Annotated in this window: 24 protein-coding genes and 4 tRNA genes; 22 read left to right on the top strand and 6 right to left on the bottom strand. The window is 71.8% G+C overall.

Features of this window, described 5'->3' with window-relative positions; all coding sequences use genetic code 11:
- Positions 1-19 precede the first annotated feature (19 nt).
- From ITJ68_RS14790 to ITJ68_RS14780, 3 genes are read left to right on the top strand one after another with little or no spacing between them, the layout of a single operon-like run.
- Positions 20-949 (top strand): 1,4-dihydroxy-2-naphthoyl-CoA synthase, encoded by a 930-nt coding sequence (locus ITJ68_RS14790; protein ID WP_194662250.1) that lies wholly within the window; start codon positions 20-22, stop codon positions 947-949.
- Positions 949-2,085: an AMP-binding protein gene (locus ITJ68_RS14785; RefSeq protein ID WP_194662248.1), complete on the top strand. Its 1,137-nt coding sequence runs from the start codon at positions 949-951 to the stop codon at positions 2,083-2,085. The genes ITJ68_RS14790 and ITJ68_RS14785 overlap by 1 nt, the downstream gene beginning before the upstream one ends.
- A gap of 11 nt (positions 2,086-2,096) precedes the next feature.
- Positions 2,097-3,101 (top strand): 1,4-dihydroxy-2-naphthoate polyprenyltransferase, encoded by a 1,005-nt coding sequence (locus ITJ68_RS14780; protein ID WP_194662246.1) that lies wholly within the window; start codon positions 2,097-2,099, stop codon positions 3,099-3,101.
- A gap of 42 nt (positions 3,102-3,143) precedes the next feature.
- On the opposite strand, the gene ITJ68_RS14775 is transcribed toward ITJ68_RS14780, so the two are convergent.
- Positions 3,144-3,470: a DUF4229 domain-containing protein gene (locus ITJ68_RS14775; protein ID WP_194662244.1), complete on the bottom strand. Its 327-nt coding sequence runs from the start codon at positions 3,468-3,470 to the stop codon at positions 3,144-3,146.
- A gap of 63 nt (positions 3,471-3,533) precedes the next feature.
- Here ITJ68_RS14775 and ITJ68_RS14770 point away from each other — a divergent pair, with 63 nt between their 5' ends.
- Both ITJ68_RS14770 and menD read left to right on the top strand, forming a co-directional pair.
- Complete coding sequence (locus ITJ68_RS14770) at positions 3,534-3,887, top strand: PLD nuclease N-terminal domain-containing protein (protein ID WP_194662242.1); 354 nt, start codon at positions 3,534-3,536, stop codon at positions 3,885-3,887.
- Positions 3,888-3,948: 61 nt separating this feature from the next.
- The gene (gene menD, locus ITJ68_RS14765) at positions 3,949-5,619 is read left to right on the top strand and encodes a 2-succinyl-5-enolpyruvyl-6-hydroxy-3-cyclohexene-1-carboxylic-acid synthase (RefSeq protein ID WP_194662240.1); all 1,671 of its coding nucleotides are present in this window, start codon (positions 3,949-3,951) and stop codon (positions 5,617-5,619) included.
- A gap of 219 nt (positions 5,620-5,838) precedes the next feature.
- Here the strand turns inward: menD and ITJ68_RS14760 are convergent, their stop codons facing one another.
- Positions 5,839-7,098 carry an isochorismate synthase gene (locus tag ITJ68_RS14760; RefSeq protein WP_194662238.1) on the bottom strand — a complete coding sequence of 420 codons (1,260 nt, stop codon included), beginning with the start codon at positions 7,096-7,098 and terminating at the stop codon, positions 5,839-5,841.
- A gap of 85 nt (positions 7,099-7,183) precedes the next feature.
- Between ITJ68_RS14760 and ITJ68_RS14755 the strand changes: the two genes are divergently transcribed.
- The 4 genes from ITJ68_RS14755 (at position 7,184) to ITJ68_RS14740 (ending at position 11,702) form a co-directional block, all read left to right on the top strand.
- Positions 7,184-8,002: a demethylmenaquinone methyltransferase gene (locus ITJ68_RS14755; protein ID WP_268097738.1), complete on the top strand. Its 819-nt coding sequence runs from the start codon at positions 7,184-7,186 to the stop codon at positions 8,000-8,002.
- 48 nt (positions 8,003-8,050) lie between these two features.
- Positions 8,051-9,127: a polyprenyl synthetase family protein gene (locus ITJ68_RS14750; protein WP_194662235.1), complete on the top strand. Its 1,077-nt coding sequence runs from the start codon at positions 8,051-8,053 to the stop codon at positions 9,125-9,127.
- A 79-nt stretch (positions 9,128-9,206) separates the two neighbouring features.
- Positions 9,207-10,604 (top strand): FAD-dependent oxidoreductase, encoded by a 1,398-nt coding sequence (locus ITJ68_RS14745; RefSeq protein ID WP_194662233.1) that lies wholly within the window; start codon positions 9,207-9,209, stop codon positions 10,602-10,604.
- A gap of 3 nt (positions 10,605-10,607) precedes the next feature.
- A complete protein-coding gene (locus tag ITJ68_RS14740; protein ID WP_194662232.1) occupies positions 10,608-11,702 on the top strand; it encodes a heparan-alpha-glucosaminide N-acetyltransferase domain-containing protein in 1,095 nt (364 codons plus the stop codon).
- A 79-nt stretch (positions 11,703-11,781) separates the two neighbouring features.
- Here the strand turns inward: ITJ68_RS14740 and cls are convergent, their stop codons facing one another.
- Both cls and ITJ68_RS14730 read right to left on the bottom strand, forming a co-directional pair.
- The gene (gene cls / locus ITJ68_RS14735) at positions 11,782-13,242 is read right to left on the bottom strand and encodes a cardiolipin synthase (RefSeq protein WP_194662230.1); all 1,461 of its coding nucleotides are present in this window, start codon (positions 13,240-13,242) and stop codon (positions 11,782-11,784) included.
- Between the two features lie 41 nt (positions 13,243-13,283).
- Positions 13,284-13,772: a YajQ family cyclic di-GMP-binding protein gene (locus ITJ68_RS14730; RefSeq protein ID WP_194662228.1), complete on the bottom strand. Its 489-nt coding sequence runs from the start codon at positions 13,770-13,772 to the stop codon at positions 13,284-13,286.
- 113 nt (positions 13,773-13,885) lie between these two features.
- Between ITJ68_RS14730 and ITJ68_RS14725 the strand changes: the two genes are divergently transcribed.
- The 5 genes from ITJ68_RS14725 (at position 13,886) to ITJ68_RS14705 (ending at position 16,855) form a co-directional block, all read left to right on the top strand.
- Positions 13,886-13,967 (top strand) — tRNA-Tyr (locus tag ITJ68_RS14725).
- A gap of 408 nt (positions 13,968-14,375) precedes the next feature.
- Positions 14,376-15,197, top strand: a complete 822-nt coding sequence (locus ITJ68_RS14720) for an inositol monophosphatase family protein (protein WP_194662226.1) — start codon at positions 14,376-14,378, stop codon at positions 15,195-15,197.
- Positions 15,198-15,366: 169 nt separating this feature from the next.
- On the top strand, positions 15,367-16,587 hold the full coding sequence (locus tag ITJ68_RS14715; RefSeq protein WP_194662224.1) for a M23 family metallopeptidase: 1,221 nt from the start codon (positions 15,367-15,369) through the stop codon (positions 16,585-16,587).
- A 90-nt stretch (positions 16,588-16,677) separates the two neighbouring features.
- A tRNA-Thr gene (locus tag ITJ68_RS14710) sits at positions 16,678-16,749 on the top strand.
- A gap of 32 nt (positions 16,750-16,781) precedes the next feature.
- Positions 16,782-16,855, top strand: a tRNA-Met gene (locus ITJ68_RS14705).
- A 247-nt stretch (positions 16,856-17,102) separates the two neighbouring features.
- Here the strand turns inward: ITJ68_RS14705 and ITJ68_RS14700 are convergent.
- Positions 17,103-17,489 carry a hypothetical protein gene (locus ITJ68_RS14700; protein WP_194662222.1) on the bottom strand — a complete coding sequence of 129 codons (387 nt, stop codon included), beginning with the start codon at positions 17,487-17,489 and terminating at the stop codon, positions 17,103-17,105.
- Between the two features lie 134 nt (positions 17,490-17,623).
- Between ITJ68_RS14700 and ITJ68_RS14695 the strand changes: the two genes are divergently transcribed.
- The 3 genes from ITJ68_RS14695 to ITJ68_RS14685 are packed head-to-tail and all read left to right on the top strand — an operon-like array spanning position 17,624 to position 19,523.
- Positions 17,624-18,073, top strand: a complete 450-nt coding sequence (locus tag ITJ68_RS14695) for an FAS1-like dehydratase domain-containing protein (protein ID WP_194662221.1) — start codon at positions 17,624-17,626, stop codon at positions 18,071-18,073.
- Complete coding sequence (locus ITJ68_RS14690; RefSeq protein WP_194662218.1) at positions 18,070-18,492, top strand: MaoC/PaaZ C-terminal domain-containing protein; 423 nt, start codon at positions 18,070-18,072, stop codon at positions 18,490-18,492. Before ITJ68_RS14695 ends, ITJ68_RS14690 begins: the two co-directional genes overlap by 4 nt.
- The gene (locus tag ITJ68_RS14685; RefSeq protein ID WP_194662495.1) at positions 18,489-19,523 is read left to right on the top strand and encodes a UDP-N-acetylmuramate dehydrogenase; all 1,035 of its coding nucleotides are present in this window, start codon (positions 18,489-18,491) and stop codon (positions 19,521-19,523) included. Before ITJ68_RS14690 ends, ITJ68_RS14685 begins: the two co-directional genes overlap by 4 nt.
- A 32-nt stretch (positions 19,524-19,555) precedes the next feature.
- On the opposite strand, the gene ITJ68_RS14680 is transcribed toward ITJ68_RS14685, so the two are convergent.
- Positions 19,556-20,788 carry a pyridoxal phosphate-dependent aminotransferase gene (locus ITJ68_RS14680; protein ID WP_194662216.1) on the bottom strand — a complete coding sequence of 411 codons (1,233 nt, stop codon included), beginning with the start codon at positions 20,786-20,788 and terminating at the stop codon, positions 19,556-19,558.
- 138 nt (positions 20,789-20,926) lie between these two features.
- Here ITJ68_RS14680 and ITJ68_RS14675 point away from each other — a divergent pair.
- The 5 genes from ITJ68_RS14675 (at position 20,927) to rplA (ending at position 23,921) form a co-directional block, all read left to right on the top strand.
- Positions 20,927-20,999: transfer RNA gene (locus ITJ68_RS14675), tRNA-Trp, on the top strand.
- Between the two features lie 36 nt (positions 21,000-21,035).
- Positions 21,036-21,299: a preprotein translocase subunit SecE gene (gene secE, locus ITJ68_RS14670; protein ID WP_175481264.1), complete on the top strand. Its 264-nt coding sequence runs from the start codon at positions 21,036-21,038 to the stop codon at positions 21,297-21,299.
- A gap of 146 nt (positions 21,300-21,445) precedes the next feature.
- Positions 21,446-22,570: a transcription termination/antitermination protein NusG gene (gene nusG / locus ITJ68_RS14665; RefSeq protein WP_194662214.1), complete on the top strand. Its 1,125-nt coding sequence runs from the start codon at positions 21,446-21,448 to the stop codon at positions 22,568-22,570.
- Positions 22,571-22,710: 140 nt separating this feature from the next.
- Positions 22,711-23,142: a 50S ribosomal protein L11 gene (gene rplK / locus ITJ68_RS14660; protein ID WP_071270180.1), complete on the top strand. Its 432-nt coding sequence runs from the start codon at positions 22,711-22,713 to the stop codon at positions 23,140-23,142.
- An 89-nt stretch (positions 23,143-23,231) separates the two neighbouring features.
- Positions 23,232-23,921 carry a 50S ribosomal protein L1 gene (gene rplA, locus ITJ68_RS14655; protein WP_071270183.1) on the top strand — a complete coding sequence of 230 codons (690 nt, stop codon included), beginning with the start codon at positions 23,232-23,234 and terminating at the stop codon, positions 23,919-23,921.
- Positions 23,922-24,001 lie beyond the last annotated feature (80 nt).

The raw sequence follows: 24,001 nt of genomic DNA, 5'->3' as shown, positions 1-24,001 counted from the left end.
GCGGCAGTACCGTGGGAGCATGCCCGCTCCCGTCTCCGACCTGTTCGACCCCGACGTCTGGACCGAGGCCCCCGTGGCCGCCTCCTTCACGGACATCACCTACCACAAGCACGTCGACCACGGCATCGTCCGAGTGGCCTTCGACCGGCCCGAAGTCCGCAATGCCTTCCGTCCGCGCACGGTCGACGAGCTCTACCGGGCCCTGGACGACGCCCGGCAGGACCCCCGCGTCGGCGTCGTCCTGCTCACGGGCAACGGCCCGAGCCCGAAGGACGGCGGCTGGGCGTTCTGCTCCGGCGGCGACCAGCGCATCCGGGGTCGGAGCGGCTACCAGTACGTCGGCGACGAGGGTGCACCGCCGGAGGGTGTCGACCCCGCGGCCGCGCGGGCCTCGATGGGCCGCCTGCACATCCTCGAGGTCCAGCGCCTCATCCGGATGATGCCGAAGGTCGTCGTCGCCGTGGTGCCGGGCTGGGCAGCCGGCGGCGGGCACTCCCTGCACGCGATCTGCGACCTCACGATCGCGAGCGCCGAGCACGGGAAGTTCAAGCAGACCGACGCCGACGTGGGCTCGTTCGACGGCGGGTACGGCAGCGCCTACTACGCCAAGCAGATCGGCCAGAAGCTCGCGCGGGAGGTCTTCTTCCTCGCCGAGGAGTACTCCGCGCAGCGCGCCTACGAGATGGGTGCGGTGAACAAGGTGGTCCCGCACGCGGACCTCGAGCGCGAGGCGATCCGCTGGGGCCAGACCATCCTCGGCAAGTCCCCGACCGCGATCCGGATGCTCAAGTACGCCTTCAACGCGGTCGACGACGGGCTGGTCGGCCAGCAGGTCTTCGCCGGCGAGGCCACCCGCCTGGCGTACGGCACGGACGAAGCCGTCGAGGGCCGCGACTCCTTCCTCGAGAAGCGCGCCCCCGAGTGGACGTCCTTCCCCTGGCACTACTGATGACCCGTCCACTGGTCGCGCTGGACGCGTCCGACCCGCTGGCCGTGCTGCGCGGCCTGGAGGCGGCACTCGCCGGCGGCCCCGCACTGCTGCCGGTCGACCAGGACGCCCCGGCGCTGCCGACGCCGCCACCGGCCGCGGTGCAGCAGCGGGTCGCCCTCGTCGTCACCACGAGCGGGTCCACGGGCACCGGCAAGCGGGTGGCGCTGTCGTCGGAGGCGCTCCTCGCCGGGGCCGCCGCCGCCGACGCGGCGCTCGGCGGACCGGGCGGGTGGGTGCTCGCGCTGCCGACGCACTACATCGCGGGCCTCAACGTCCTGACGCGGTCGGTCACCGCGGGCACCGCCCCCAGCGTCGTCGCGCCGGGGCACTTCACGGCGGCGGCGTTCGCGGACGCGGCCGAGCGGCTCGTCACGGGGCCCGCGGCACCGCGACGGTACACCTCGCTCGTCCCCGTGCAGCTCGCCCGCGTGCTCGACGACGAGCGCGCCGCGACCGCACTCGCCGGCTTCGACGCGGTCCTCGTCGGCGGGCAGTCGACCCCGGCGCCGCTCCGGGCCCGGGCGGTCGCCGCAGGCGTCCGGGTCGTCACCACGTACGGTGCCAGCGAGACGAGTGGCGGCTGCGTCTACGACGGCGTGCCGTTCGGGACCGTCCGGACCGAGCTGGTCGACGGCGAACTCCAGCTCGCCGGCCCGATGCTCGCCGAGGGGTACCTCGGCGACGACGACCGGACCGCGTCGACCTTCGTCGTGCGCGACGGCCTGCGGTGGTACCGCACGGGCGACGCCGCCGAGGTCGAGGACGGCCGCGTCCGGGTGCTCGGGCGGCTCGACGACGTCGTGATCTCCGGCGGGGAGAAGGTCCCGCTGGGGGCCGTCGAACGACTCGTCCGCGAGCTCCCCGGCCAGGAGGGCGCCGTCGTGACACGGCGGTCGTCGGGGGAGTGGGGCGATGTCCCCGTCGTCGTGACGGCCGAGCCCCTCGACCTCGAACAGGTCCGGGACCACGTCGGAGCCGCCCTCGGTCGAGCCGCACGTCCGGCGGCCGTGGTCCTCGTGGACACCGTGCCGATGCTCGCGTCCGGCAAACCCGACCGTCGGGCCGTCCGCGCCGTCGCCGATCCGGACGCCTGACGCCGGTACGCTTGACGGTCGTGGCACGAGCGAAGAACACGACCCAGAAGAAGGGCCGCTCCGGCAACCCGGCGAAGGCCGCGGGACCGGCACGGACGAAGCGACGCGCGACCGCGAGCGACTGGATCGGCGGCGCCCGCCTCCGCACCCTGACGCTCGGTGTCGTCCCGGTCGTCCTCGGCACCGCCGTCGGCTTCGTGGACAGCGGCACGACCGGGGACTTCGGCGCCTACCTGCAGCAGGACGGCCACCTCGCGCTGGCGATCCTGGCGCTGCTCGTCGCGCTGTTCCTGCAGATCGGCGTGAACTACAGCAACGACTACTCGGACGGCGTCCGTGGCACCGACGAGTTCCGCGTCGGACCCGCACGCCTCACGGGGGCAGGTCTCGCCGCCCCGCGGACGGTCCTCACCGTCGCGCTGACGTTCTTCGGGCTCGCCGCGGTCGCCGGGATCGTCATCGTCGTGCTCACGCAGCTCTGGTGGCTGCTGCTCGTCGGCGCGGCCGCCATCGTCGCCGCGTGGTTCTACACGGGTGGCAAGAAGCCGTACGGGTACAACGCCCTCGGCGAGGTCTTCGTGTTCGTCTTCTTCGGCCTGGTCGCGGTGCTCGGCACGCAGTACGTGCAGATCCGCGAGGTCACCGGGAGCGGCTGGGTGGCCGCCGTGGCGGCGGGCTTCTTCGCCTGCGCCGTGCTCATGGTGAACAACATCCGCGACATCGACGAGGACCGGCTCGCGGGGAAGCGGACCCTGGCCGTCCTGCTCGGTCGCCCGGTCGCCCGCACGCTGTACGGCGTCTTCCTGATGCTGCCCTACGTCGCGCTGCTCTGGTTCGTGCTGCTGTACTTCCGGTCCGGCTTCACGTACTTCACGCTGCTGCTCGCCCTGCCGGCCCTGGTGATCGGCGTCACGTCCCGGAAGCCGCGCGAGCTCATCACCGCGCTGCAGCTGTCGTCGTTCTCAGCACTGGCGTACGGCGTGGTCCTCGCGGTCACGCTGGCCGTCCAGCCGTAGCGACCGCAGCCAGCGCAGCGACGGAGCAGCCGGTCCCGGCGCTCAGTCGGCCGTCGGGTGCTCCCGGCGCTCCGCGTGGCGTTCGGCGTCCGACACGGGCCGCACGGTGGGGGCGTCGGAGTCCTCGGCGTCGACGAAGTCGTCCTCGAAGTCCGAGTCCGCGTCGTGGTCCGGTCGCACCCGCCGGGTGGCCAGGCTCGTGGTCACCCGGTCGCGGAGCCGGGGCAGCGCGATGTAGGACACGAGCAGCCCGATGAGGGCCGCGCCGATGGTCGCCCAGTACCAGGGCAGCCCCACCACGAACAGGACGACGAGCGCCGCCGCGAAGATGCCGAGCCGGGCGAGGGTGTACACGAGCCACACTTTCACGCGTCGAGTCTACGGACGCGTGACCATGAGTCGGGTCACAGAATCCCGACCTAGACTCCCCGCATGGTCCGTCTCTGGCTCGTCGTCGTCGTCGCCGCCGTGGCGTTCACGGTCTACGCGGTCATCGACTGCGCGACCATGCCACGGCCGCGGATCCGGTCGCTGGGACGCGGACTCTGGATCGTGCTGATCGTCATCCTGCCGGTCCTCGGCGCGGTCCTCTGGTTCCTGCTCGGTCGTGCGCCCGCCGCCCCCGAGCGTGTGTCCCGGTACCGTGGTCCCGAAGACGACCCGGACTTCCTCGGCGAGCAGGCTCCCGAGCGGCCCCGCACGGACAAGGACCAGGACGACGTCACCCTCCGAGATCTCGAAGACCAGTTCCACGACACCGACGACGACGGCCGCACCGATCGCTGACGGACCCGGGCCCACAGCGGGCTCGGCGTCGGGCAGTCCGGCCTCGGACTTCGCCCTGGCGATGCTGCAGGAGTTCGCATCCGCCGGGGTCACCGACGTCGTGGTCAGCCCCGGTTCCCGGTCGCAGGCGCTCGCCCTCGCCGCGGTCGCCCTCGAGCGCGCCGGCGGCATCACCGTGCACGTGCGGCTCGACGAGCGGACGGCCGGGTTCTTCGCGCTCGGGCTCGCCGTCGAGAGCGGACGGCCCGCGGCGATCGTGACGACCTCGGGCACCGCGGTCGCGAACCTGCACCCCGCCGTCCTCGAGGCCCACCACTCCGGCGTGCCGATGATCGTCCTGTCCGCCGACCGCCCCGGGGAGCTCCGCGGCATCGGGAGCAACCAGACCACCGTGCAGCCGGGGATCTTCGCGTCGGCGGTCGCCTTCGTCCGCGAGGTCGAGGCCCCCACCGCGCACGGCGTCGACGCCTCCACGCGGCAGACTCTCCGTGAACTCGTCCGCCAGACCGTCGCCGCCGCCGCCGGACACACCGGACAGCCGGGTCCGGCGCAGCTCGACGTCGCCTTCCGCGAGCCGCTCTCCGCGACGCTGACCGACGTCGAGGGCGTGCCCGACGACGCGATCGACCTCGACTTCGCCCGCCGCCGTGTCCACACCGGGCTGCCCGTCGCGGAGCTCACGCCGGACGACGACCCCGCCACCGTGGTGATCGCCGGGCACGACGCCGGCGAGGACGCCGAACGGATCGCGTGGGAGCTCGGTGCGCCGCTGCTGGCCGAGGTGTCGAGCGGGGCGCGTTTCGGGCGGAACCTCGTCGTCGCCTACCGCGAGCTCCTCCGCGACCCGGAGTTCGGCGGTCGCGTCCGCCGCGCCGTCGTGCTCGGTCACCCGACGCTCTCGAGAGAGGTCCCTGCGCTCCTGCAGCGCGCCGACGTCGAGGTGGTGACGGTCCGCGGGGCGGGAGCCGACCCATTCGACCCGAGCCGGGCCTCCCGGCTGGTCGCCGACGTCCGCGTGACCGGCCGGACCGCGCCGTCGCACCGCGCGTGGGTCGGCCGCTGGGTCGCCGCCAGCCGCAGCGCGCTCGGCGACGGCGACGCCGGCCCCGACCTCGGCGCCAAGCGGTCCGAGGACCGCGCCGAGCGCAACCGGTTCCTCAAGGACGAGGTCGCGCTGCGCCGTCGGCCCGTCGACCGCGCCATGCTCGCCGAGGCGGTGTGGGGCGTCACCTGGCCGCACGACCGGCTCGTGCTCGGCGCATCGCAGATCATCCGGGTCGCCGACGCCCACGTGCTGGGCAAGAAGATCCGCGTGCACGCGAACCGTGGGCTCGCCGGCATCGACGGCACCGTCTCGACCGCGCTCGGCATCGCCGCGGCGCTCGAGCGGACCTCGGCGGCGGTCGGCACCACCCGCGTCCTGCTCGGTGACCTGACCCTGCTGCACGACGTCGGTGCCTTCGTCACCGGCACGCACGAGCCCACCCACCGCGTCCAGGTCATCGTCGGCAACGACGACGGCGGGGCGATCTTCCGCGGGCTCGAGGTCGCCGAGACGACCCCGCCCGAGGACATGGCCCGCATGATGACCACGCCGCAGCACGTCGACGTCGAGCGCGTCGTGACCGGGCTCGGGTGGGAGTACCGCCGGGCCGCTACCTGGGGCGACCTGGAGCGCGTCCTGACCGACCCCGCCGAGCGCGTGGTCATCGAGGTGCCGCTGGCCGACTGAGCAGCGCGGGGGACCGGGCACGGTGCGAGGCGGCGGGCACCCCTGCGGACGGGAGGCTCGGTGCCGGTCCGGAACCGAGCCTCCCGTCCGGTGGTCCGCGAGTCCGCGCGTGGTGCGAGGGTGCCCACTCCGTGCGCGCCTGGCGGCCCGCACGGGGTGACCGAGCTCGCACCAGCCGGGGAACCGGGCACGGTGCGAGGCGGCTGGCGCGCCCCGCCGCTACGCGAGCGCGTCGCGGATGGGGCGGAACTTCAGTGCCGTCTCGGCGACCTCGCGTGCCGGGTCGGACCCGGCGACGATGCCGGCTCCCGCCCACGCGGTGACGGTGCCGTCCTCGTCGATCTGGGCACTGCGGAGCGCGAGCATCCACTCGCCGTCCCCGGACGCGCCGAACCAGCCGACCGGGCCGGCGTAGCGCCCGCGGTCACCGCCCTCCAGCTCGGCGACGAGGCGGACCGCGACGTCCGTGGGGGTCCCGGCGACGGCAGCGGTCGGGTGCAGGGCGTCCGCGACGTCGAGCGAGGTGGTGCCCACCGGCAGCGTCGCCTGGACGTCGCTCGCCAGGTGCCAGAGGTTCGGCAGCTGCAGGCGGAACGGCTCGGGGTCGACGCGGAGGTCGGTGGCGAGGGGGCGCAGCGCGTCGACGAGGCTCGCGATGGCGAAGGTGTGTTCCTGGACGTCCTTCGCGCTCCCGGCCAGGGCCTCGGCCGCCGCCCGGTCGGACACCGGGTCGCTGCCCCGTGCCGCGCTGCCGGCGAGCACCCGTGCGGTGAGCCGGGTGCCGTCGGTGCGGGCGAGCGTCTCCGGGGTCGCCCCGACGAGCCCGTCGACGGCGAACGTCACGCACTGCGGGTAGGTCGCGGCGAGGTCGAGCAGGAGTGCGCGGCAATCGGCCCCGGCTGGCAGCGTCCCGACGAGGTCACGGGCCAGGACGACCTTGCGGGCGTCGCCGGCGGTGATGCGGCGGACGGCCTCGGCGACCGAGGCGGCGTACGCGTCCTCGTCGATGCGGCCGGGACCGAGCGCGACGGAGAGGTGCCCGCCGACCTGGGGGACGGGGACGGACGTCCGGGTGAAGGCGAGGGGCTCCGGGTCGAGGGTGGTGTCGACCGCGGTCAGCCAGGCCTTCCCGCGGCGGCGACCGACGACGACCCGCGGGACGATGAGCACGCTCGTGGCCGCGGAGTCGTCAGCGAACGCGAACGAGCCGAACGCGACGAGTCCGGAGCCGCGGAGCTGCACGGGGTCGTCCACCTGCGCGGTCGCGACGATGGAGCGCCACACGCGTGCGGCGTCGCGCATCCGGTCGGGACCGGAGAACTCGTACCGGACGGCCTCGCCGATGCCGACGATGCCGTCGCCGTTGCGCACGAACGCCAGCGGCTGGTCGGGGAGCGTGTGGCGGAGCACGGCGCCCGGGTCGTCGAGGATCCGGGTCGAGACCGTGAGCGGCGGGGCCGCCGTGGCGGATCGGGACACGCTCTGATCGTACGCGCCGGGCAGGCCCTGGACCGACTCGCCGCACGTCCCGGGAACGCACGGCACGGCCCTCTAGGATTGGACCGTGAGCAGAGCGGACATGCAGAAGCGGCCGGACGAGGTGGCGGCCATGTTCGACGACGTCGCGGAGAAGTACGACCTGACGAACGACATCCTCTCCGCCGGCAACGCCCCGCTGTGGCGGGTCGCGACCGTACGCGCCGTCGACCCCCAGCCGGGCGAGCGCGTCCTCGACATCGCCGCGGGCACCGGGACGAGCGCCGCGGTGCTCGCCAAGAAGGGTGCCGAGGTCACCGCACTCGACCTCTCCGCGGGCATGATCGCCGTCGGCCGGCAGCGTCACCCCGAGATCACCTTCGTCGAGGGCGACGCCGAGCACCTGCCCTTCGAGGACGACACCTTCGACGCCGTCACGATCTCCTTCGGGCTGCGCAACGTGAACGACCCGATGCAGGCCCTCGGCGAGATGCTCCGGGTGCTCAAGCCCGGTGGCCGCGTCGTCATCTGCGAGTTCTCCACGCCCCCGCTCGCCGCCCTGCGGTTCGGGTACTTCTCGTACCTCAAGCGCGTCCTCCCGGGGATCGCCCGCGTCTCGAGCAGCAACCCCGCCGCCTACCGCTACCTGGCCGAGTCGATCGAGGCCTGGCCCGAGCAGCAGGTGCTCAGCCAGTGGCTGCGTGGCGTCGGCTTCACGATGGTCGCCCACCGCAACCTGACCGCGGGCATCGTCGCGCTGCACCGCGGCCGCAAGCCCGTGGCCGGCACCGTCCGTGAGTCCGCAGCACGCCGGGCCAAGGCGCGTCGCGACCACCACGCCACCGGCGAGCAGCCGACGGTCGAGCAGTCCGCTGACCGGCCCGGTGCCGAGTCGACCGACAGCTGACCGGTCCTTCCCCCCGCACACGGACTTCCCCCGAACACGGAGCACCACTTGAACCCGAGCGTCCCGGTCGCACGCCGCGCACCGAGTCTCCGAGCGTCGCTCGGCATCGGCGAGCGGTTGTTCGCCAGCCCCGCTGAGCGCCGGTTCATCAGCGCCGTGGACGACGGACTCGAGCTCGTCGAGCAGGGGCTCGAGGACGCCATGCGCTCCGCCGACACCCTGGCCGACACGACGAGCCGGTACCTGCTCTCCGCGGGCGGCAAGCGGATCCGCCCGACCCTGACCCTGCTCATCGCGCAGCTCGGCAACGGCGTGACCGACCACGTGGTCAAGGCCGCGGTGAGCGTCGAGACGACGCACCTGGCGTCGCTCTACCACGACGACGTCATGGACGAAGCGCCCGTGCGCCGGGGGGTCCCCGCCGCGCACGTGACGTACGGCAACAACGTCGCGATCCTCACCGGGGACCTGCTCTTCGCGCGCGCCAGCCTCATCACCGCCGACCTCGGGCCCGAGGGCATCCGGATGCAGGCCGAGACCTTCCAGCGCCTCTGCATGGGGCAGCTGCACGAGACGACGGGCCCGCAGCCCGATGACGACCCCGTCGAGCACTACATCCAGGTGCTCAGCGACAAGACCGGCTCCCTCATCGCGACCGCGGCCCGCGCCGGGGTGCTCTTCTCCGGGGCCGACCGCGCGTACCTCGACGCCGTCGGCACCTTCGGCGAGAAGGTCGGCGTCGCCTTCCAGCTCGTCGACGACGTCATCGACCTCGCCCCGGCGAAGGACAAGACCGGCAAGATCGCCGGCAACGACCTGCGCGCGGGCGTCGACACCCTGCCGCTGCTCCAGCTGCGTCGGCGTGCGGCGACCGAACCCGGCGCAGCAGCACTGGTGGAGCGCATCGAGCGGGACGTCACCGGCGCTCCCGACGACGCCGTCACCACCGACGCGTACCTCTCCGCCGTCGCCGCCCTGCGGGACCACGAGGCCACCGCGGCGACCCGCGCGCTCGCGGCGCAGTGGGCCGGCGAGGCCGTCGTCGCCCTCGAACCCCTGCCCGACGGCGTGGTCAAGCGCGCCCTCACCCGCTTCGCGGAGTCCGTGGTGGACCGCAGCCGCTGACGTCGGCACCACCGCCACACGGACGACGGCGCCGCCGTCCGTCCCCGGAGCACACCGCTCGAACGAACTGGAGACCCACGTGCCCACCCTCCGCCTCGCCATCGTCGGCGCCGGTCCCGCCGGCATCTACGCCGCGGACATCCTCCTGCGGGAAGCACACGCGTACGACGTGTCGATCGACCTCTTCGAGCAGCTCCCGGCGCCGTACGGTCTGGTCCGCTACGGCGTCGCCCCGGACCACCCCCGCATCAAGGGCATCATCAACGCGCTCCGCGACGTGCTCGACAGCGGGCACATCCGCATCTTCGGCAACGTCGAGTACGGCAAGGACATCACCCTCGACGACCTCAAGAAGCACTACAACGCGGTCGTCTTCTCGACCGGTGCGGTGAAGGACGCCGACCTCGACGTGCCGGGCGTCGAACTCGAGGGCTCCTACGGCGCCGCGGAGTTCGTCAGCTGGTTCGACGGGCACCCCGACGTGCCGCGCACGTGGCCGCTCACCGCCGAGAGCGTCGCGGTCATCGGCAACGGCAACGTGGCACTCGACGTCTCCCGCATCCTCGCGAAGCACGCCGACGACCTGCTGCCGACCGAGGTGCCGGACAACGTCTACCAGGGGCTCAAGGCCTCGCCGGTCACCGACGTCCACGTCTTCGGCCGTCGTGGCCCGGCGCAGGTGAAGTTCACCCCGCTCGAACTCCGCGAGCTCGGCGAGGTCCCCGACGTCGACGTCGTCGTGTACGACGAGGACTTCGACCACGACGAGGCGTCGCTCACGGCGATCCAGACGAACAAGCAGGTCATGGTCATCGACCGTGTCCTGCAGCAGTGGCGGAAGCGCGAGCCCGGCACGGCCAGCCGTCGTCTGCACCTGCACTTCTACGCGAAGCCGCTCGAGTTCGTCGGCGACGACCAGGGCCGCGTCGCGGCGATCCGGTACGAGCGCACGCGGCCGAACGGGCAGGGCGGCGTCGAGGGCACCGGCGAGGTCCGCGAGATCCCGATCCAGGCCGCCTACCGCGCCGTCGGGTACTTCGGGTCGCCGCTGCCCGGGCTGCCGTTCGACGAGCGTCGCGGCGTCATCCCGAACCACGAGGGCCAGGTCCTCGACGACGACAACCAGCAGATGCCGGGCGTCTACGCCACGGGGTGGATCAAGCGCGGACCGGTCGGCCTGATCGGCCACACCAAGTCCGACGCGATGGAGACCGTCCAGCACATCGTCAACGACCAGGCCCAGTGGTGGTCACCGGAGGACCCCTCCGACGAGGCCGTGCCGGCACTGCTCCGCGAGCGTGGGGTCGAGTACACCGACCTCGACGGCTGGCACCGCCTGGACGAGCACGAGATCGCCCTCGGCGCGCCCCACGGCCGCGCCCGGGTCAAGGTCGTCCCGCGCGAGGAGATGGTCGACGCGTCGCTCGGTCGCGTCGACGCGCCGAGCACCGGCGCGCCGAGCACCGACCAGGTCTGACGCATGACGTCCGTGCGCCCCGCCCCCGTCGCCCGGGTGCGGGGCGCTCGCCTGTCCGGGGTCGACGTGGCCCGCGCGGTCGCGCTGCTCGGGATGATGGCCGCGCACGTCGGCGGCATCACCGACCACCTCGACTGGGTCGACCCGTCGTCGTGGTCCGCGGTCGTGAACGGCCGGTCGTCGTCGCTGTTCGCCGTTCTCGCGGGCGTCTCGGTCGGCCTGGTCAGCGGGCGCACCACCCCACCCGGCCCGCCGGAGATCACCCGTGTCCGGGCACGGCTCGCGATCCGCGCGGTCCTGATCGTCATGATCGGGGTGGCGCTGATGCTGCTCGGCACGCCGGTGTACGTCATCCTGCCCACCTACGGCGTGCTCTTCCTGCTCGTCCTGCCCGCGCTCCGCTGGCCCCGGTGGGCCGTCTTCTCCGCGGCGGGGGCGTGCGCGCTGCTGTCGGCGCCGTTCGCGATCGCGATCGTGCCCCTGTTCGCCGGCACCAGCTCCTTCGAGCAGCAGCTCGGCCTGGTCTACCCCGTGGTCACCTTCCTGACGTACGTCCTGGTCGGTCTCGGTGTCGCCCGGAGCGGTCTGGAGGCTCGCAGCACCCAGGTCGCGCTCCTCGCGTCCGGCGTCGTGGTCGCCACCACCGCCTACGTCGTCGGTGCCCTGGTCGCACCGATCCCGGCCGACGGGAACGCGTTCCCGGGGGTGCCGTACGTGCCCCAGGGCTCGACCGCCGGGCAGGCCGCGGCGCAGGTGTTCCTCTCGCCGCGCGACCACTCGTCCTCGATCGTCGACGTCGTGGGCACGATCGGTGTGGCGCTCGCGGTCATCGGGCTGAGCTCGCTCCTCGTCGACGGGCGCGCGCGGATCGTCCAGCGCATCGCCTTCCCGTTCGTCGCGATCGGGTCGATGCCGCTCTCGATCTACGCGCTGCACCTCGTCGTGATCGCCGCGGTGCCCGGCCTGCCCGACGGGCTCGCCACCTGGTGGGGCTTCGCCGTCGGTGCCGCGCTGTTCGCGATGCTGTGGCAGCGGTTCCTCGGGCGGGGGCCGCTCGAACGCCTGATCGCCCACATCGCGAGCACCGTCCCGCGCTGACCCCGCTCGCGGCAGGCAGCCCAGCACGGGGCGAACCGCACCCGACCTGTGGGCGGCGGGGGAGCCTCCTGGCAGGTGGCTACTGCAGGGCGGCGGTGAGCCGCGCGACGTTGTCGAGCACCTGGGAACGACGCGTCCGACCGAGCCACTCGTCCAGGTCGAGCTCCGAGCTCTGCGCCCGGTAGGCGTCCTGCACGCCGCGCAGGGCGTCGACGAACCGCTCGCCGCGAACGAGCACCGAGATCTCCAGGTTCAGGCTGAACGAGCGCATGTCCATGTTGCTCGACCCGATCACCGCGACGTCGTCGTCGATCGTGAAGTGCTTGGCGTGCAGGACCGTCGGGGCCTTGTACAGCCAGATCTTCACGCCCGCGCGGAGGAGCCCCTCGTAGTACGACCGCTGCGCGTGCCACGTCATGGCGTGGTCGCCGATCTCACCCACGAAGAGCTCGACCTCGACCCCGCGCTGTGCCGTCGTCGTGATGGCGTAGAGCATCGAGTCATCGGGAACGAAGTAGGGCGAGGTGATCGACACCCGCTTCTGCGCCGAGTACAGCAGCGCGTTGAACAGACGCAGGTTGTTCTCGCCGTCGAAGCCCGGCCCCGACGGGACCACCTGACAGTCGAGGGCGTCGCCACGGTCGGCCCGGTGGACCGGGTCGCTCTCGCGGAGCAGCAGCTCGTCGGTCTCGCTGTACCAGTCGGTGACGAACAGGGCGTTGATCCCCGCGACGACCGGCCCCTCGAAGCGCGCGAACAGGTCCTTGTACGCCAGACCCCGCGCGATGTTGCCCTTGAGGTCGTACGACTTGTCGATGAGGTTCTGCGACCCGGTGAACGCGATCGAGCCGTCGATCACCATGATCTTCCGGTGGTTCCGCAGGTCCGGGCGCTGGAACTTGCCCTGCAGCGGCTGCAGCGGGAGCATCAGGTGCCACTCGATGCCGGCGTCGTCGAGGAACGCGAGGGTGTCCTTGAACGCCGGGTACCCGCGGCTCGCCCAGTGGTCCATGAGGAAGCGGACCCGGACACCACGTGCCTGGGCGCGAGCCAGGGCGTCGAAGAACGGACGGGTGGTGTCGTCGAGCGTCGCGATGTAGAACTCGACGTGCACGAAGCGTCGCGAGCCGTCGATCGCGCGTGCCATCTCGAGGATCGCGTCCTCGGAGTCGGGGTAGAGCTCCGCGGAGTTGCCACCCACCAGCGGCATCGCGCCGAGCTTCCGGTTCAGCTCCGTGATGCTCTCGAACCACGGCGGCCACGGGTGATCACGGCGTACCCGCTCGATGCCCTCGGTCTGCTCGAGGATGTACGCGTTGATCTCGGTCTGCTTCTCACGCCGTGCCTTCGGCAGCTTCGTCGACCCGATGACGAGGAAGACGATGAACCCGATGTAGGGGATGAGGAAGATCGCCAGCAACCACCCGGTCGCCGTCTGCGGCTTGCGGTTGATCGGGACGTAGATGATCGCGAACACACGGATCGCCAGGTCCAGCAGGACGAGCAGGACGGTGAGGGCGACGGTGAGCCAGTGCTCCACGGGGGCGTCGTGTCGTCAGCGGGTCGGCGCGGGCGGGCGCGTCAGCGGAAGTTGATGAACTGGAGCGGGACGTCGAACTCTTCGCCCTTGAGCAGCTGGATGGTGTTCTGCAGGTCGTCGCGGCTCTTCGAGGAGACCCGGAGCTCGTCGCCCTGGATCTGGCTCTTCACGGTCTTCGGAGCCTGCGCCCGCAGGAACGCGCCGATCTTCTTCGCGACGTCCTGCTCGATGCCGTTCTTGAACTTCACCTCGATGCGGAACTCCTTGCCCGAGGCGTACGGGTCACCGGCGTCGATGCTCTTCAGGCTGATGCCGCGCTTGATCGCCTTGGACTCGAACACGTCGAGGACGGCCGTCGCACGCTCGGCGGTGTTCGCCTTGATGAGGACGTCCTCACCGCTGAACGCGATCGAGGCGCCGACACCCTTGAAGTCGTAGCGCTGCTCGATCTCCTTGGCGGCCTGGTTGAGGGCGTTGTCCGCCTCCATCTTGTCGACCTTGCTGACCACGTCGAAGGAGCTGTCTGCCATGCCGACCACCCTATCCGGCGACGCCGACCTCGGTTGGTCACGACCACGTTCAGCCATCCGGTATGCTGTTCTGGCGCCTCCGGTTGGTGATCACACGGGCTGGGTGCGCACATGGCGAGTTACCCAAGCGGCCAAAGGGATCTGACTGTAAATCAGCCGGCGTAGCCTTCGGGGGTTCGAATCCCTCACTCGCCACGTGTCCATTCGCTGAAGAACGCTCTGCGAGTGGCCGAGCAACCAGAGCAGGGCCCCGTTTCTCACGGGGCCCTTTCTCGTTGGCCCCGTTCTCAACGGGGCCCTTCCTCGTTTCGCCTCGTTCCGGACGGCGACCTCTCTGGTTCGCCCTGTTCCTCACGGGCCCCTTCTCGTTGCCGCGCGCGAGACGTGGGAGTGCCGGACTGGAGGCTCGGTGCCAGCTGGCACTGAGCCTCCAGTCCGTCAGTCGTGGACCCCGCACCGCGTGCGGACGCGCACGTTCCTTCCCCTCACGCCCGCGAGGGGAAGCCGAACCGCGCGTCGGAGGCCGGGAGGACCGACGCACAACGCGCGATCCCACCTCCCACGCCTGGGACCGCCACCCGCCCGTGCTGGGAGGATCAGCGCATGAGTGCTGCGCCGACCCCGACCGACCTCGCCGACCTGGCCGAGTCCATCGCCACCGAAGCCGCGGCCCTCGCGGCCCGACGCCGAGCCGACGGCGTCGAGGTCGCCGACCGGAAGTCGAGCATCGCCGACGTCGTCACCGCCGCGGACCAGGAGGTCGAGGACCTCATCCGCGCCCGCATCGCCGCCGCCCGCCCCGACGACGCCTTCTTCGGCGAGGAGACCGGCGCGAGCACCGGCAGCACCGGCCTCACCTGGGTCGTCGACCCGATCGACGGCACCGTCAACTACCTCTACGGCAGCCCCGCCTACGCCGTCAGCATCGGTGTCGTCCGCGGCGAAGCCGACCCCGCCCGCTGGGAACCCGTCGCCGGCGTCGTCATCGCACCCGCGACGGGTGACGTCTTCCGCGCCGTCGCGGGGGAGCCTGCGACGCTGAACGGCACCCGCCTGCGCGTGTCCGAGCCGGGCTCCCTCGCCGAGACCCTCGTGGCCACCGGGTTCGGCTACACCGTCGACCGCCGCAAGGAGCAGGTCGCCGTGCTCGCCGGACTCCTCGGGGACGTGCGGGACATCCGCCGCGGCGGCTCTGCCGCGCTCGACTGCTGCGCCGTCGGGGCCGGCACGGTCGACGCCTACTACGAGCGGGGCATCAACCCGTGGGACATGGCCGCCGGGTCGATCGTCGCGGTGTGCGCCGGGGCCGTCTCCCGCACGTGGGAGGCCGGCGGCACCCGGTCCTTCCTGTTCGCCGCACCCGCGATCGCCGAGCAGCTCGAGGCCCTGGTCCGGCGCGCGGAAGCCGAGGTCCTGACCGACTGAGCGGCGGCATGCCCCTCGGACTGGTCCTGCGCTGCCCCTCGCTCTGGGCTCGACTGTGGGCATGCCCACGACTGGCGGGACGCCGTTACCCCTGGTAGCGTCGTCGAGTCCCGTTATCTGCTCGTTACCAATGAGCGCATCTGCCCCGATCAGGATCATCACCGCACGTATGCCCCAGACTCCGCTCTCGCCCGTCGTCTCCGGACGAACCACCACCGACGCAACGGCGCAGTCCCCGCAACCGACCTCGGTCGTGCACCTCACCCGCCGAGCCCGCATCGAAGCGGAACGCGCTGCCGTGAAGCAGGGCGTCCAGCGCATGTCGGCATCGGACTCCCACGTGCTGCCCGCGCCGGTCGCCGCCGCACCGATGGGCACGGCTCCGGTCTCACCCGTCGACGCAGGCGCTGCCGCAGCGATGCCGGTCACGCCGCCGGCTCCCGCGTCCCCGGTCCTGCCTGAGTCCGCCTTCGGCCCGGTCACGCCCCCGGCGCCGAGCTCGCCCGTCGTCGCACCGACCACGAAGCGTGCCAGCACCCGCCGTCGCACCCCGTCGGCCGCCCCGAAGCCCGCGCCCGTCGCGAAGCAGCCGGCGCCCGTCGCCAAGCAGGCCGCGACCGTCCGCGTCGACCGCGCGACGCGCCACCTCGGAGCCGTCCAGCGCCCGGCCGCCGCGACCACCCAGCGCGGGGGAGCGGCCTTCCGCCGGAACGCCTCGCGCGTCACCGCCGTCGGGGCCCTGCTCTTCGCCGCCGGTCTGGTCGTCTCGACCTCGCTGCCCGCGCAGGCGCTGTACACCGCGGAGCCCGGTTCGCCGATCGCCCGCGCCGCAGCCGCCGGCGACCCGCAGTCCTTCCGTTCCGGCGACACCACCACGGGGTCGATCGACCGCGACGCCTACACGGTGACGGCCGCCGCCGCGCAGCCGAAGGTCACGGACTCGTCGTCCTTCACGAACGACCCGACCGGCACGATCCAGTGGCCGTTCCCCACCGGCGTCCCGATCACCTCCGGGTTCGGCGGACGTCAGGTCGCGGGCTGCTCCTTCTGCTCGACGAACCACCAGGGCGTCGACTTCGCCCCGGGCGCCGGCACGCCGATCCACGTGATCGCCGCCGGCACGGTCGTCAAGGTGCAGGCCCACGACGGTGGCTTCGGCAACGACGTCTGGGTCGAGCACGAGGTCGACGGCAAGCAGTTCACCAGCGTGTACGGCCACATGCAGGACAACTCGTTCCAGGTCATGCAGGGCCAGCAGGTGGAGGTCGGGGACGTCCTCGGTCTCGTCGGCAGCACCGGCAACTCGACCGGCCCGCACCTGCACCTCGAGGTGCACCTCGACGGCGTCCCGGTGGACCCGCTGGTGTGGCTCCGGGCCAACGCGAACTGACCTCCGCGGACGGCACGCCCGGGCGTCACGGTGGGTTCCAGACCACCGTCCGGGTTCTGCTATCCTCGTGTGGTGCCGCTCGCGGTACACGCCCCGATAGCTCAGTGGTAGAGCACTTCCATGGTAAGGAAGGGGTCGTCAGTTCAATCCTGACTCGGGGCTCCGACCCGGCGTGAACACAGCGCCGGATCTCTGGCGGGGTAGCTCAGTTGGTTAGAGCACACGACTCATAATCGTGGGGTCGCGGGTTCAAGTCCCGCCCTCGCTACCGCAAGCCCGGCGTCCGCGCCGGGCTTTCGTCGTCTCCGGGGGCCGCGTCGTTCCCGTCGTCGCGCCGCCCGCCTCGAGCGTGACGTGGCGGGCACCACCGAAGTCGGTTCGCGCCACCGACGTCGCGGCGCGAGCCCGCGTTCGTGGTGCGGTGCCAGCTCGCGCCGCGGACGGGCAGGAGGCCCGGTGCCGGACCGTCGTCGAGCCTCCTGTCCGGCGTCGCGACCAGCGGTGCCCCGTCCGCGCTACTGCGCCCGGTCGACCCGCCCGACGAGCACGCCCGCCGACCGCAGGGCGCCCTCGACCGAGGACGTCACCTGCTGCCAGCGCGCCCGTCGCCGCGTCGCGCCGATCGACCCGCCCGCGACGGCGGTGCCGTGTCCGGCGTGCCGGAGTGTCAGGAACGACCGGCAGCCGGTCGTGGAGACGACGACCTCGTAGCGGCGGTACTCCCGCGACGGGTGGACCATCGCCCCGAGCAGCGTCGTCAGCACGCGGTTGCCGGACGTGGCGGTGATGGAGCCGGGCAGGGCCTCGACCCGGTGTCCGGCGGTGCGGAGCGCGGAGCCGGCGGCCTCCATCGCGGTGCGTCGATCGCCGGTGTGGACGGCGAACTCGATCGTGTCCTCCATGGTTCCCCCCGAGAGTCGTGACGACCCGGTCGGCGCCGGGCCTGGCGACGTCCCCCGACGTCACCGCGCCCAGGGTAACCGATGCATGCTCATGGACTCCAGCACTGTCCGGGGGCGTCGGTAGACTGCCGGTCGTGTCAGTGAACCCCGAGCTCGTCGGCAGGACGTTCCCGCCGGCCCCGCCGTACCTGGTCGGTCGAGAGAAGGTGCGCGAGTTCGCCCGCGCCACGTTCGCCACGAACCCGATCCACCACGAGACCGCCGCCGCCCGAGCCGCCGGCCACGACGACGTCGTCGCGCCGGCCACCTTCGCGGTGGTCGTGCAGGAAGCCACCCTCGCGCAGCTCCTGGCCGAGCCGGACGCCGGCATCGACTTCTCCCGCGTGGTCCACGGCGAGCAGAAGTTCACGTACGCCCGACCGATCGTCGCCGGCGACGAACTCACCGCCACACTGACCGTCACGAGCGTCAAGACCCTCGGCGGCAACGCGATGGTCACGGCGGAGAGCACCATGACCGACGCCACGGGGGAGCACGTCGTCACGGCGACGTCGACCCTCGTCGTCCGAGGAGACGACGCATGACCACCGACACCACCACCGCCGAGGTCGGCACCGTCGTCGCCGAACGCGACGTCCACCTCACCCGCGACGCCCTGGTGCGCTACGCAGGGGCCTCGGGTGACTTCAACCCGATCCACTACCGCGATGACGTCGCCGCCTCCGTGGGGCTCCCCGGGGTGCTCGCGCACGGCATGCTCACGATGGGCCTCGCCGTCCAGCCGGTGTCCGAGTGGCTCGGCGACCGCGGGTGGATCGCCTCGTACGGCGTCCGTTTCACCCGTCCCGTCGTCGTCGACCCCGAGCAGGGCGCCACGGTCGGCGTCGTCGCCAAGGTCGGCACCGTCGACGACCAGGGCCGTCCCGCCCGCATCGACCTCACCGTGACCGCCGCCGGGCAGACCGTGCTCGGCAAGGCGCAGGTCACGGTGGCGTTCCACTGACCGTGCCAGCGACGACGCTCGCCGACCTCACCACCCTCGGCGTCGGCGGCGACGCCGGGCGCCTGCTGGTCGCGCACACCACCGACGAACTCGTCGCGCACACGCGGGACGCCTGGGACGACGACGACTGGCTCGTGGTCGGTGGCGGCAGCAACCTCCTGGTCGCCGACAGCGGCTTCGACGGCACCGTCGTCCTCGTCCGCACGCGCGGCGTCGAGCACGAGCGCACCGCCGACGGCGTCACCGTCCGCGTCGCCGCCGGCGAACCGTGGGACGCGTTCGTCGCGTCGACCGTCGAGCTCGGCTTCACCGGGATGGAGGCCCTGAGCGGCATCCCGGGCACCGTCGGAGCGTCCCCCGTGCAGAACATCGGGGCGTACGGGGTCGAGCTCTCCGACGTGCTCACCCGCGTCGAGTTCCTCGATGCGGCCACGGGGGAGCGCGCGTGGCTCGACGCCGCCGAGCTGGAGCTCGGCTACCGCACGAGCACCCTCAAGCACGGCCGCCGCGGTGTGGTGCTCACCGTGGAGTTCGCCCTCGGCACCGACACCGACGGCGGTGTCCCGGTGCGCTACGCCCAGCTGGCCGGGTCCCTCGGGGTCGAGCTCGGTGCGCGTGTCGACCCCGCCGTGGTGCGGTCGACCGTGCTCGCGCTCCGTGCGTCGAAGGGCATGGTCCTCGACGCCGCCGACCCGGACACCCGGAGTGCGGGGTCGTTCTTCACGAATCCGATCGTGTCAGCGGGCTTCGCCGAGACCCTGCCGGACGACGCGCCGCGGTGGCCGGCGGGCGACGAGGTCAAGCTCAGCGCCGCGTGGCTCATCGAGCACGCCGGGGTGCACCGCGGGTACGGCATCGCCGGTTCCCGCGCAGGCATCTCGACGAAGCACACGCTCGCGCTGACCAACCGCGGCGGTGCGTCCGCCGCCCAGGTCGCCGAGCTCGCCCGCTACGTCCAGGTGAGCGTCCTCAACCGCTTCGGTGTGACGCTCGCGCCGGAGCCCGTCGTGGTCGGCGACCTGCTCGCCTGACCCACGCCGGGCCTCCTGGCGGCCCCGCCGTGTCAGCTGAAGAACGCTGCCAGGCGGGCGACGCCCTCGGCGATGTCCTCGTCGCCCAGGGCGTACGACAGGCGCAGGTACCCGGAGGGGCCGAAGGCCTCGCCGGGGACGACCGCGACCTCGGCGTGCTCGAGGACCAGGTCGGCGAGCTCGAGCGTGGTGGTCGGGGTGCTGCCGGCCCACTCGCGGCCGAGCAGTGCCGTGACGTCGGGGTAGACGTAGAAGGCGCCCTCCGGTGTCGGCGTGACGAAGCCGGGGATCGCGTTGAGCCCGTCGACGATGGCCTTCCGGCGGCGGTCGAAGGCCTCGCGCATCGCCACGACGGGCTCCTGCGGTCCGGTGAGCGCCGCGATGGCCGCTCGCTGGGAGACGTTCGACACGTTCGACGACAGGTGCGACTGCAGGTTCGACGCGGCCTTGACGGCGTCGGCCGGGCCGATGAACCACCCGACGCGCCAGCCGGTCATGGCGTAGGTCTTGGCGACGCCGTTCACCAGGATCGTGGTGTCGGCGAGGGCAGGCACGGCCTCGAGGATGCCGGTGAAGGTGATGCCGTCGTAGACGAGGTCCTGGTAGATCTCGTCGCTGATCACCCAGATGCCGTGCTCGAGCGCCCACTCGCCGATGGCGCGGGTCTGCTCGGCGGAGTACACGGCGCCGGTCGGGTTCGACGGGGAGCAGAACAGCAGCGCCTTGGTCTTCAGCGTGCGCGCTGCCTCCAGCTGCTCGACCGTGACGAGGTAGCCCTGGTCGCTGCCGGCGAAGACCTCGACGGGTTCGCCGCCGGCCAGCCGGATCGCCTCGGGGTAGGTCGTCCAGTACGGCGCGGGGAGCAGGACCTCGTCGCCGTCGTCCACGATCGTGGCGAAGGCCTGGTAGACGGCCTGCTTGCCGCCGTTCGTGATGATGACCCGAGACGGGTCGACCGCGATGCCGGAGCTGCGCGCCGTCTTGTCGGCGACGGCCTGCTTCAGCTCGGGGAGGCCCGTCGCCGGGGTGTAGCGGTGGTTCTTCGGGTCCTTCGCCGCGGCCACCGCGGCGTCGACGACGTGGTCCGGCGTCGCGAAGTCCGGCTCGCCGGCAGCGAAGGAGATCACCGGGCGACCGGCGGCCTTCAGCGCCTTCGCCTTGGCGTCGACCTTCAGCGTCGCGGACTCGGCGATCGCGGCGATGCGCGAGGCGATGCGCGGTCGCTGGTGGGCGGTGGACTCGGGGCCGGGGGCTGCGGTGCTCACCGGCCCAGCCTATCGGCGCGGCACGCCGGAGCACCGCCCAAGTGGACACCGCGTGACGCACTCCCGTACACTCATCTGCGGTGGTCACGGCCTGACTGATGGCGGACGTGTCCACTCGGGAGACGAACAGTCTCCTGAAGGGCGGTGGCTCAATTGGTAGAGCAGCGGTCTCCAAAACCGCAGGTTGCAGGTTCGAGTCCTGTCCGCCCTGCACATCTGGAAAGGTGACGAGTTGGCCAGCAAAGACATGGACACGACGGCGGACGACGTCGTCGCCCAGGCGAAGCAGGACCGGGCCACGCGCCGCGGGCCGTTCGCTGCCATCGCGCTGTTCATCCGCCAGGTCATCGGCGAGCTCCGCAAGGTCGTGACGCCGACCCGCAAGGAGCTCTTCAGCTACACCGGCGTCGTGCTGGTGTTCGTCGTCGTGATGATGGTCCTCGTGTCGATCCTCGACTTCGTGTTCGGCCTCGGCGTCGGGTACGTCTTCGGCAACGGCCCCACGGCCTGACCCGCTCGGACGTCCGTCCCGACCCACCGGCAGGCCGCCAGCGGTCGTCGTCGGCGCAGATCGAAGACCGTGCCGACGGACCTCGTCCGCACGGACAACGGGCCGACCGCAACCCGATCCGAACCACCGAACGGAAAGAACCGACAGTGTCTGACTACTCCCGCGACGACATCGACCTCGCGACCGCTGCAGAGCAGTCCTCCGAGGTGGAGGAGAACCAGGAAGGCAACGTCGAGACGGGCGAAGGCCGCTCGGCCGAGTCCGCCGAGGAGCGCGCGATCGGCATCGAGGACGAGGACGACGAGTCGCTCGGTCTCAGCGCCGAGCCGGACGATGGTGACGTCGACGGCATCGACGAGACGCTGACCGCCCTCGCCGAGTCCCGCGACCCCGAAGCCGACGCCGTCGTGGACGACGCGCTCGAGATCGACACCCCCGACGAGGCCGAGGCCGCCGTCGAGGCCGTCGAGGACGAGGAAGAGTCCGAGCTCGAGGACGAGACTGCCGCAGAGGCGAACGAGACCATCGCCGCCGAGGAGTCCGCGGACACCCTCGGTGCGATCGCCCCGGAGTCCGAGGTCGACCTGGCCCCCGACACCGAGGTCACCATCGTGGCCGAGGACGACGTCGACGCCGAGGACGACGAGCCCGCCGAGGTCGACCCGTACGAGGCCTTCAAGGCCGAGCTGCGGATGAAGCCGGGCAAGTGGTACGTCATCCACTCCTACGCGGGCTTCGAGCGCCGCGTGAAGTCGAACATCGAGAACCGCATGGTCTCGATGTCGATGGAGGACTACATCTACCAGGTCGAGGTCCCGATGGAGGACGTCGTCGAGATCAAGAACGGTCAGCGCAAGCTCGTCACGCGCGTCCGGATCCCCGGCTACGTGCTCGTCCGCCTCGACCTCAACGAGGACTCGTGGTCCGTCGTCCGGCACACCCCGGGTGTCACCGGCTTCGTCGGCAACGCGCACAACCCCACCCCGCTCCGCTTCGACGAGGCCTTCGGCATGCTGAAGTCCCTGGTGCAGGTCGCCGAGACCGCACCGTCGAAGGGCGGCAAGGGCTCCGGCCTCACGCAGGCCCAGCCGGCCGCCGAGGTCGACTTCGAGGTCGGCGAGACGATCACCATCAAGGAGGGCTCGTTCGCGGGTCTCCCCGGGTCGATCTCCGAGATCAAGCCGGAGAGCGGCAAGCTCACCGTCCTCGTCTCGCTGTTCGAGCGCGAGACCCCGGTCGAGCTCAGCTTCGACCAGGTCACCAAGCTCTAGCGGTCACACATCCACTAGACTCATCGAGTTTGGGTCTGCGGCGTCACGCGCTGCAGGCTCGTCACCGCGAGCCGGATCCGCCGGTCACGCGGGAGAGTGCACGGATTCCCCGTGCGTTCGATCCCAGGAGGAAAGCGAACATGGCACCGAAGAAGAAGGTCACGGGCCTGATCAAGCTGCAGATCAACGCGGGCGCCGCCAACCCGGCACCCCCGATCGGTCCCGCGCTCGGTCAGCACGGCGTGAACATCATGGAGTTCTGCAAGGCGTACAACGCCGCGACCGAGTCGCAGCGCGGCAACGTCGTCCCGGTGGAGATCACCGTCTACGAGGACCGTTCGTTCACGTTCATCCTCAAGACCCCGCCGGCCGCCGAGCTCATCAAGAAGGCTGCGGGTGTGCAGAAGGGGTCCGCGACCCCGCACACGGTCAAGGTCGCGAAGATCTCGATGGACCAGGTCCGTCAGATCGCCGAGACCAAGCAGGCCGACCTGAACGCCAACGACATCGAGCAGGCCGCGAAGATCATCGCCGGCACCGCACGCTCGATGGGCATCACGGTCGAGGCCTAGGCCTCACCGCCTCAGGCACACACCCCAGACACCCTTCCGTGGGAGAGCCTCGCCGGCTCGCCAACCACGTATCTCGCAAGGAGACCACCATGGCGAAGAAGTCAAAGGCCTACCAGGCCGCGGCCGCGAAGATCCAGGCCGACAAGTTCTACACCCCGACCGAGGCCGTCGCACTGGCCAAGGAGACCGGCTCTGCGAAGACCGACTCCACGGTCGAGGTCGCGCTGAAGCTCGGCGTCGACCCCCGCAAGGCGGACCAGATGGTGCGCGGCACCGTCATCCTGCCCCACGGCACCGGCAAGACCGCCCGCGTCATCGTCTTCGCGACGGGCGCCGCGGCCGAGGCCGCGATCGCCGCCGGCGCCGACGAGGTCGGTGGCGACGAGCTCATCGCGAAGGTCGCCGAGGGCTACACCTCGTTCGACTCCGCCGTCTCGACCCCCGAGCTCATGGGCAAGGTCGGTCGTCTGGGCAAGGTGCTGGGCCCGCGTGGCCTCATGCCGAACCCGAAGACCGGCACCGTGACCCCGAACGTCGCGCAGGCCGTGAACGACATCAAGGGCGGCAAGATCGAGTTCCGCGTCGACAAGCACTCCAACGTGCACTTCGTCGTCGGCAAGGCCTCGTTCACCCCGGAGCAGCTCGACGAGAACATCTCGACCGCGCTCGAGGAGATCAACCGCCTCAAGCCGAGCGCCTCGAAGGGCCGCTACGTCATGAAGGGCGCCGTCTCGACGACCTTCGGGCCGGGCATCCCGCTCGACGTCAACAGCATCTGATCGTCCTGATCTGATCACCACGAACGCCCCGGACCGACATCGGTCCGGGGCGTTCGTGCGTCCTGCCCACTAACGTGGCA

This window comes from Curtobacterium sp. VKM Ac-1395, from assembly GCF_015350975.1.
Lineage (GTDB): Bacteria > Actinomycetota > Actinomycetes > Actinomycetales > Microbacteriaceae > Curtobacterium.
Note: the sequence above shows the minus strand (reverse complement) of the source record. Positions and strands in the feature narration are given on the sequence as shown.